Origin of the sequence: Kitasatospora sp. NPDC057692 (genome assembly GCF_042799475.1) — a bacterium.
Taxonomy (GTDB): Bacteria; Actinomycetota; Actinomycetes; order Streptomycetales; family Streptomycetaceae; genus Kitasatospora.
Genome location: NZ_JBHVIV010000040.1, coordinates 67,511 through 74,982 on the forward strand (window position 1 = coordinate 67,511; position 7,472 = coordinate 74,982).

Here is a 7,472-nt window from a genome sequence, read left to right on the forward strand (position 1 = left end):
ACGCGCTGGTGGTATTCGGCGAGGGAGCAGTGGTCGGGTAGCGGGGCGGGGGTGCCGGTGAGGGTGTACCACTCGTCGGCGCCGGTGTACTGGACGGCGACCCAGGCCTGCCCGTTCGGGAAGGCGGTGGTAACGACGGTCAGCTCGCCGGTGACGCAGCCGGCTTCCTCGGTCATCACCCCGCCGGGTCCGGCGGTGACGCTCTGACCGCAAAGGTTCACCGGGTTCCTGGCGGGGACTACTTCTTGCGCCGGCTCTCGATCGGACGCAAGGGCGATAAGCTCGGTAAATGACGACCACTCAGGGCCCCGTTGCACGCCGGCTGCCCATGTCCGAGGACGTCGAGCTCGTCGAGGACTACGTCATCGACCGCACCACGGTGGCCTGCAACGCAGGCGTGTCCGGCACTGAGGCCCACCGCATCGCGGCCGCCCTGCAGACCGCGGTCGGCTACCTCGCCATGTCCCTGGTGCACAGCCTCCTGGACCACGAGGACGCCCGCGGCCCCGAGGCCGACCTCCTGGCCGGGCGCATCGTCGCCGACTGGAACGAGCTCGTCGACATCGCCGACCACTGGCGTGGCCAGCCCGGCTTCCCCGACGACCGGGCCCAGCGCATCCCCGACGGCTCGCTCCGGGACGACCCGGAGTTCATGGCCCTCGTGCGTGAGCACACGCCCTCCGTCGACACCGACCTCGACGGTCTCGTCACTCCGGAGACCGAATGAAGCCGGCCGAAGTCCTCGCGGCGAGAATCGTCGAGGCGGTCTTCCTCGCGGACGGTGAGGCAGTGGTGGTGGAGCCGTGGGACGAGAAGGGCCGTCAGGGTGCCCACGACTTCTGGGTGCTGCGCGGAGAGGTGCGCGAGGCGCTGGAGGTCACCACCCTGGCTGACGAGGCCGCGAAGAGGGACTCTGGGCACTGGGACAAGCGGGGGCCGAAAAACGGTGCCACGATCCCCGGCCTCGCCTCGTGCTGGGCTCTCATGATCGACTCAACCGAGAAGGCCGACCCGCTCAGGAAGCGCCTGGCTGAGTGGCTGCTGGCGCTGGAGGCCGACGGCATCACGCGGACCGGCCGCTGGGACGGTGTCCGGTTCGACGACGAGCCCCATCCGGTCGTACACGCGCTGGCGGTCGCGGGCGTGCTGGTGGCCGAGGTGATTCCCGGCGGGCCGGCAGGGTGGGTGCAGATGGGCTATTCCTCCGACGCGCTGGGACGGCCGGCCGGAGACCCCGATCACGTCGCCCGGACGCTGAGGGCGGCGCTCGATCTTCCTCGGGAGCAGGCCCACGCCGACAAGCTGGCCCGCTCGGGCGCACCAGGCCGGCATCTGTTCTTCCACCTGGACACCGGCAGCCGGTACGACGTTGCGCGGGCCATGACCGAGGGCACCCCTTCGCTTCCTCTGCAGGCGGACGAGCGGATCACCTCGGTGTGGCTGTCGGTGATCATCGAGAGCGGGGCGGACGTGCTGCGGTGGTCTGCCGGCCATGGATGGCGCCGGACCACTGTTGCCCTCGGGCGAGAGCCGCAGCCCGACTGAAGCACTCCAGCCCTCGGGCACCCCGATTGTCGTCCTGGAGGTGCTCGCGCCCGGACCGCTGCTCCAGCGTGTTCACGCGCGCCCTGGGCGGGTTCAGCGAGGGCCCGCCGTTCTGGTCGCGCGCCACCGCGTCACAGCGTTCTTCCCGGGCTTGTACCTCGTGACGGACGCCAGGGACACATCGTCTGGCTCGGCCAGGCGGTCGGCGCCCTGGGCGCCACCGGGCAGATCTCCCAGCACCGAGTGGAGCCGTGGAAGCGGCAGGTCTTTGACCGGGTCTTCGTCGCGACGCTCGACCGGATCACCGGACAGGCCGGCTCCGCCGCCGTCCGCCGCCGCCGCTTCCGTCCGTCCGGCGCGCGCCGGGCCGCTTCGCGCGGGGGCGCTGCGCCGCCCCGACCGTCGGCCTGCCGCCGTCCGCTGTCGTACGGTCCGCCAGCTGTCCGAGGCCCCGGCGGCCGCGACCCGGTAGTCGCCGCCCGGCGGGTCTTGGTGGGGGTGCGGGCGTTGGTGACGAAGGCGGTGTGGATCGGGCCGGTGTCGAGCAGGTGCTCGCGCCCGTGCAGTACGGCGAACTGTTCGGTGTCCGGGCGTCGTCCGACGTCCTGCCCGGCCGCTGTCCCGGTCCCCGGGGTCTGCTCGTCGCCTTCCTCGTCGACCAGGCCGTCGGCCCCGGTGCCGCCGTCCCGGTCCGGCCGTTGCCGTTGTGCCTTCGCCGGCCCGTCCCGGTCTGGTCGCCGTTTCCCGCTCCCGTCGCTCGGCCGCTGGCCGCTCCGTCCGGCCGCGGCTGCGGTCCGGCTGTCGTACGGGACCGTCGACATCGGCTGCTGTCCGCTGGGCTGGCCGGTGATGCCCACCTGCTGCGCTCCACCTGGCTGCCGTCGCGGCCGACTGGCGGAGGCCGGAGGCGCTGCCGCTCGCCGTGCTCGCCCGGCCCGTACGTCTCCGCCTGTTGCCCGCCGTCGTCCCGGACCCGGCCGGCCGGCCAGTGCCAGCCTGCGCCCGGGTTGTGTCGTCAGGAGCACGAGCTCGCCGTGGTCGAGCGCTGTGCAGGGATGGTGGCCGCCTGTCGGTGAGCACCGGTCGCTCTGCGGCTGGCCGGAGCTAGGGCGGGTTCGGGCCGTGGCTGCTCCGCTGTCCCGGCCGCTGGACGGTCCGCCGTTCGTTTCGGCCGCGGTCCGGCTGCTGCTGTACGGTCCCGCCGTCGCCGTTCATGCCTGGCCGTCCTCCTGCCCGCACTGGACCGCGTCCGGTCGTCGTTGCTGTGCAGCTGGTGCCGCTGCTCGGCGCCAACCTGTCGCCCGCTGTCGTACGGTCCCGGCGTAGCCGTCGGCTGCGGCTGCCGGGGTGCCGTCCCGCTTGCCCACCCATGCCGCCACCCGGTAGTCGCGGGCCGTCGCCTGCCCGTCCTGGCCGTCGCGCGTCTCGTCGGCTGTGATTTTGGCGTCGCCGCCGTCCGCCGCGCTGGCCCGGTGGTGCTCATCCGCTGTGCTCCACCCGGCCGCCGTCCCGTCCGGTCGCCGTCTCGGCCGGCGGACGGGAGGCCGAAGGCGCCGCCGCTCACTCCCTCCCGTCCGCTGTCGTACGGTTTCGGCTGCTTGGCTGGCCCGGTTCTGCTGGGCCGCCGTCCCTGGGCTGCGCCGCAGCTGGTAGTCGCCGGCCGGCCGGGACGAGGGCGGGGCCGGACCGTTGCTGCTCCGCCGTCCGGCCGCCGTCTCCGTCCCGGCTGCGCGCTGCCGTCGTGCCTCCGTCCTCCTTGGCCGTCGCGGTCTTCGCCCGGCCGTCCTCATGCCTGCACTGGGCCGCGTGCGGTCGCCGTTGCCGTGCAGCTGTTCCGTTTGCGCGTCCTGGCCGTTCCCCGGCCGTCTCCTGGCCGTCCCGCCGTCCGCGGTCGTGCGGTCCGCTGCCTGGGTGGCCGCTGCTGGCCCTGCCACCAGGACCGCGAGGAACGCCTGGAACGGGAGGCCGAGGAACATCTGGAGGCCGCCCGGGCCGCGAACGCCGCGCTGCGCCCGTGCTGGTCGTGCCGGGGCTCGATCGGCGGGAAGGAGGGCTCGAAGCTGGAGCTGCGGGAGAAGGCCGGGCCGGGCCGGTTGGAGTGCCCTGAGTGTGTACAGGCCCGCGCCGCGAAGGGCTTGGGCCCGCTGATGCTGCCGGTCCCGACCAGGCGCGAGCTGATTGGCCGCGCTGGTGTCCGCTCCGGACGATCCGTGGTGGGAGGACCACGTGCTGCACGCCAAGCTCTACCCGGCGAGGGGCCGCAGGGTGTGACCTGTTGGCTGGTGTGGGCGTGAAGTGGCCTCTTATACGTGGTTGTCTAGACCTTTGGTTGTGCTTGTTGGGGGTGTGGTCGGGGTTGGCGCAGGTCGGGGTTTGGTGACTTTGTGTGGTGGTGGGCGGGGTTGGGGGTCGGATCGGTCCCCGCTCGGGGGTCAGCCCGGTGTTGTGGGTTGTTTTCGGGGGTGAATTTCGCCGGATATTCCTCCTGGTTGTTTTAGTGGATTGGCCGCCGGGTGGTGGTGTGAATTCGGGTTGGAATTGCTGGGTGGGGTGGTGGCGGGGGGTTGGTGTTCGGTTTCGTCCAGGCCGGGCTCGCCGTCCCTGGTGGCCGTGCCCGTTTCGCTGCGCCCTGTCCGGCTCGCTGCCCCGTGCCCGGCCTGGCTGCGCCGCCGTCCCGGGTCCGCCGTCCGGGCCGCGCCCCGTCCGGGTGCCTGCCGCCGCCGGTCCCGGTCCCGTCGCGCTGCCTTGCCCGCGTCGCTGTGCCGTCGTCCTGGGTCTGCTGCGCCCCCTGCTCGGCCGCCGCCGTCCAGGCCGTGCTCGTCCTTCCCGCCGTTCCTGGTGGCCGTTCTCGTGCCCGCCTCGCTGCGCCCCGCTTGCCTGTTTGCCGGGGCCGCTGTTTGGCGTCAGGCGGGCACCTTTCGTCGTTCTGGTCGTTGGCCGTGGCATGGATGAGGGCGAGTGGGATGAGTACCTGGACCCTGACGACGACCGGCCGCTCCCGCGCTGCAGCGAGTGCGGGCGGAACTGGGGGCACGCCGCAGGGTGTGACATCGCCCGGCAGGAGGCCAGCGACTGGCCACTATGAGCTTCTGAGGCTGACCCGGTCATCCTGGGCCTGCCGCTGTGCCCTTCGCTGGGTGGTTGGCTGTCAGGCCGCCCCGGGGGTGGCTCTGGTGGTGTAGGCCAGGCTCGGCCGTCCCGGTGCGGTTCTGGTGGCCGTCTGAGGCGTCGTCCGGTGCTGTCGCGTTGCCTGTCGCGATGGGGTGGTGTCGCGTGTTGTGACGTGGGCGGATGTCCCTGTTCCCCTGTGTGTGGTGGGGGTGCGGCAGGGTGCTGGGTGGGGCCGCAGGTGCTGCTCGGGCGGAGTGCTGCCGGGTGCCGCCGACCGCCAGGTGTCGGCTGTCCGGGCTGCTGTTTTGGGCCCGCGCGGTACGGCCGGCTGGTGCTGGGCCGGTCCGGGCTGCTGTTCCTTGCCGGGGGTATGTGTCGGTGGGGGCTTCTAGGGTGCGGTGTGGGTGGGGCGGGTACCGGGGTGTCCAGCACTGGAGACGGAACGGCAGACCTCCCGGTCTGCGCGGGGGTGGTTACGGCCTAACCGGCGGCCGGGGAGAAAGGGCCCAGGGACGGCCTGTCAGCACCGGCCCCACCCATCAAGCGAGTCCCGACGGCCGGGGCGGCGGCTGCCGGGAAGGCCGGCCTTGTCGGGCGGGCTGGTCCTGGTGGTGGTGTTCGGCGGCTGGGTGGCCGGTGGTGGGTGACCCGTCTCATCGAACTTTGACGGCGTCTCAGCGAAGCTAGACGGATGCCCTTCCGTCTCGGCGAAGGTTGATCACTGGCCCGAGGTACGGCTCAGTACCGCGCGGAATCGCTCCCGGCCAGCTGTCACGCTCGCGTCCCACAGACCGGCAGCGTCGCCAGACACCGAGAGGGACTGGAGCCGTTGCTCGTCGGAACGAAAGGCGTTGCCCCCGACGTTTTGATCCAACATGCCCATTGCGGTGAGCGCCGCATGGCCGCACGACAGCGCGTGATCCACGTCCCCGGTGCCGTTGGCCAGCAGGCCGTACCGCAGGACGAGGCCGGCGAAGAACGTGTACGTGTCGACGATGCCGGTGATCCCGTCCTCGACCGGCTGCAGCTCGGGGAACCGATCCAGCTGTCCTGCACGATCGGCGGCGTCGGACAGTGAGCGGTCGGTGAACCAGAGCTCACCTGTGGACTGCACGAAGAAGTCCACGTCGGCTCCGCGTTCCGGCTCGCCGGCCCGCAGGCCGATGAACAGGGGAGCCATCCGTTCGGTGCAGGCGGCGACGAACAGGCGCGCCACCTCATCTCCTCCGGTGTGAAGCGCCTCTACGACGGTCTCTTCCACCAGCGTCTTCAACGCTGTCCCCCTTTCTTGCGCAGCCGCGGTCAAGCTTCGCTGAGACTAACGGCAGGGCGTCAAGGTTCGCTGAGAACTGCTCACGCTTCGATGAGACGGGACAGTGGGGGTGCGGTGCGGGGGTGCGATGCGGTGTTGTGGTGGGGTGCAACGCGGGGCCGTGTTGCGGGTCTGACCTGGTGTTATGTGGCCGGTGGCGGGGGCGGGTGGGCGTGTTGCACCTCGTGTTGCACCGGGTGGCGCCGGTTGGCCGGCCTCGATGGCCCGCCCGCGTCGCCCGGCGCCGCGCCCCGGCCCAAGGGGGCCTAGCTGCCGTCCTGGTCGGCCGTCAGGCCGTCCGGCTGGGCGCGTCTCGGCTGCGCGGCCGCCGTGCTCGTGCCCGTCCTGGCTGCCGGAGGGGTGGGCGCTTCAACCGCTTCAACCAGACTGGTTGAAGCGGTTGAAGCGCCCACCTGTCTCGGGCGGGCCAGGGTGCCCCGTTGTGCCCGCGGCCGTCCTGGCCGCCGTCCTGGTCCGGTGTTCGGTTTGGTGTTGCCGTCCCGGGAATTGCCAGGGTGACGCCGGGCGGGATTTTCAGGGCGGCCTGAAAGGGCGGTCGCCGTGTCGGAGGCGGGGGCCGTAGGCCCCTTTCCCAGGTACCTGAATGCGATTCATTGACGCTGCGCCCTGAGAGGGTTCGAATTGCCGCCAAAAAGGGAGCGCGAAGGAATTCGAATTCCCGCCTTGAGTGCGGCCGGATAGAGCCTTGATGGGCGGTCGCTGCGAGGTTGCCTGTTCTCCTCTGACACCCGTCAGGGAACCGGTAGGATAGAGCTGCTGGGAAGCCGTGGAAAACACCCGCGGATTCGCTTCGGATTTCGGCCGGGAGTCTGTGATTGAGGGCCGGTCAGCCACCATCGTGCGGGGCGTCGGTGAGGGCTCGTCACCGGGGCGGGGAGGCCCGAGCTGGACCGGAGGCCCACCGGTGCCTCCTGGGGGCCGCAGGCCCCGCTCCGGGTGCGGCGGATGGGCCGACAGCCCAGCAACCGCAAGGCTGGAACGGCCATCGGCCGGGATCGGGGGAGGGCCCCCGGGGGTGGGGTTGTGACTGATACCCGAAGTCCGCGTCACATCGTCAACGCCGAGGGCCGCAGGCCCCGGCCGGCACCCCCGCCTGTCCGGAGGGATGGGCCGCTACCTGAATTCCGCGTCACATCGTCAACGGCCACCCCCGGGCGCAGCCCGGGAAACCCTGTCAGCCAATCGGCCCGTAGGGCCGTGAAAACACCAACCCAACAAGGCGGGAAACCCGACCGATTGACGGGCCGCAGGCCCGGCACAATGCCACCCGACAGGGCGGAGCGCAGCGACGCCGAACGCCCGCCACCAATCACCTGCACGCGCCCGCGAATTCGCCACCGGCGAATTCCCCCAACCACCCACCCGCCCGCCGAGGCGTAGCCGAGGCCACGCCACGCATGGTGACGGCGTAGCCGGCACCCCCGGCTGACGCCGCGTCAGCGGCGCCCCGGCCGCCAGGCCGGGGGCAAGGCCCTTTAGGGCC

3 protein-coding genes are annotated in these 7,472 nt (G+C 71.9%); 2 read left to right on the top strand and 1 reads right to left on the bottom strand.

The features are described 5' to 3' along the window. Window positions 1-289 precede the first annotated feature (289 nt). The gene (locus ACFVFS_RS22565) at window positions 290-727 is read left to right on the top strand and encodes a hypothetical protein (protein WP_380626397.1); all 438 of its coding nucleotides are present in this window, start codon (window positions 290-292) and stop codon (window positions 725-727) included. Next, window positions 724-1,545 (top strand): hypothetical protein, encoded by an 822-nt coding sequence (locus tag ACFVFS_RS22570; protein ID WP_380626398.1) that lies wholly within the window; start codon window positions 724-726, stop codon window positions 1,543-1,545. Before ACFVFS_RS22565 ends, ACFVFS_RS22570 begins: the two co-directional genes overlap by 4 nt. A gap of 3,829 nt (window positions 1,546-5,374) precedes the next feature. On the opposite strand, the gene ACFVFS_RS22575 is transcribed toward ACFVFS_RS22570, so the two are convergent. Then, a complete protein-coding gene (locus ACFVFS_RS22575; protein WP_380626399.1) occupies window positions 5,375-5,929 on the bottom strand; it encodes a hypothetical protein in 555 nt (184 codons plus the stop codon). Window positions 5,930-7,472 lie beyond the last annotated feature (1,543 nt).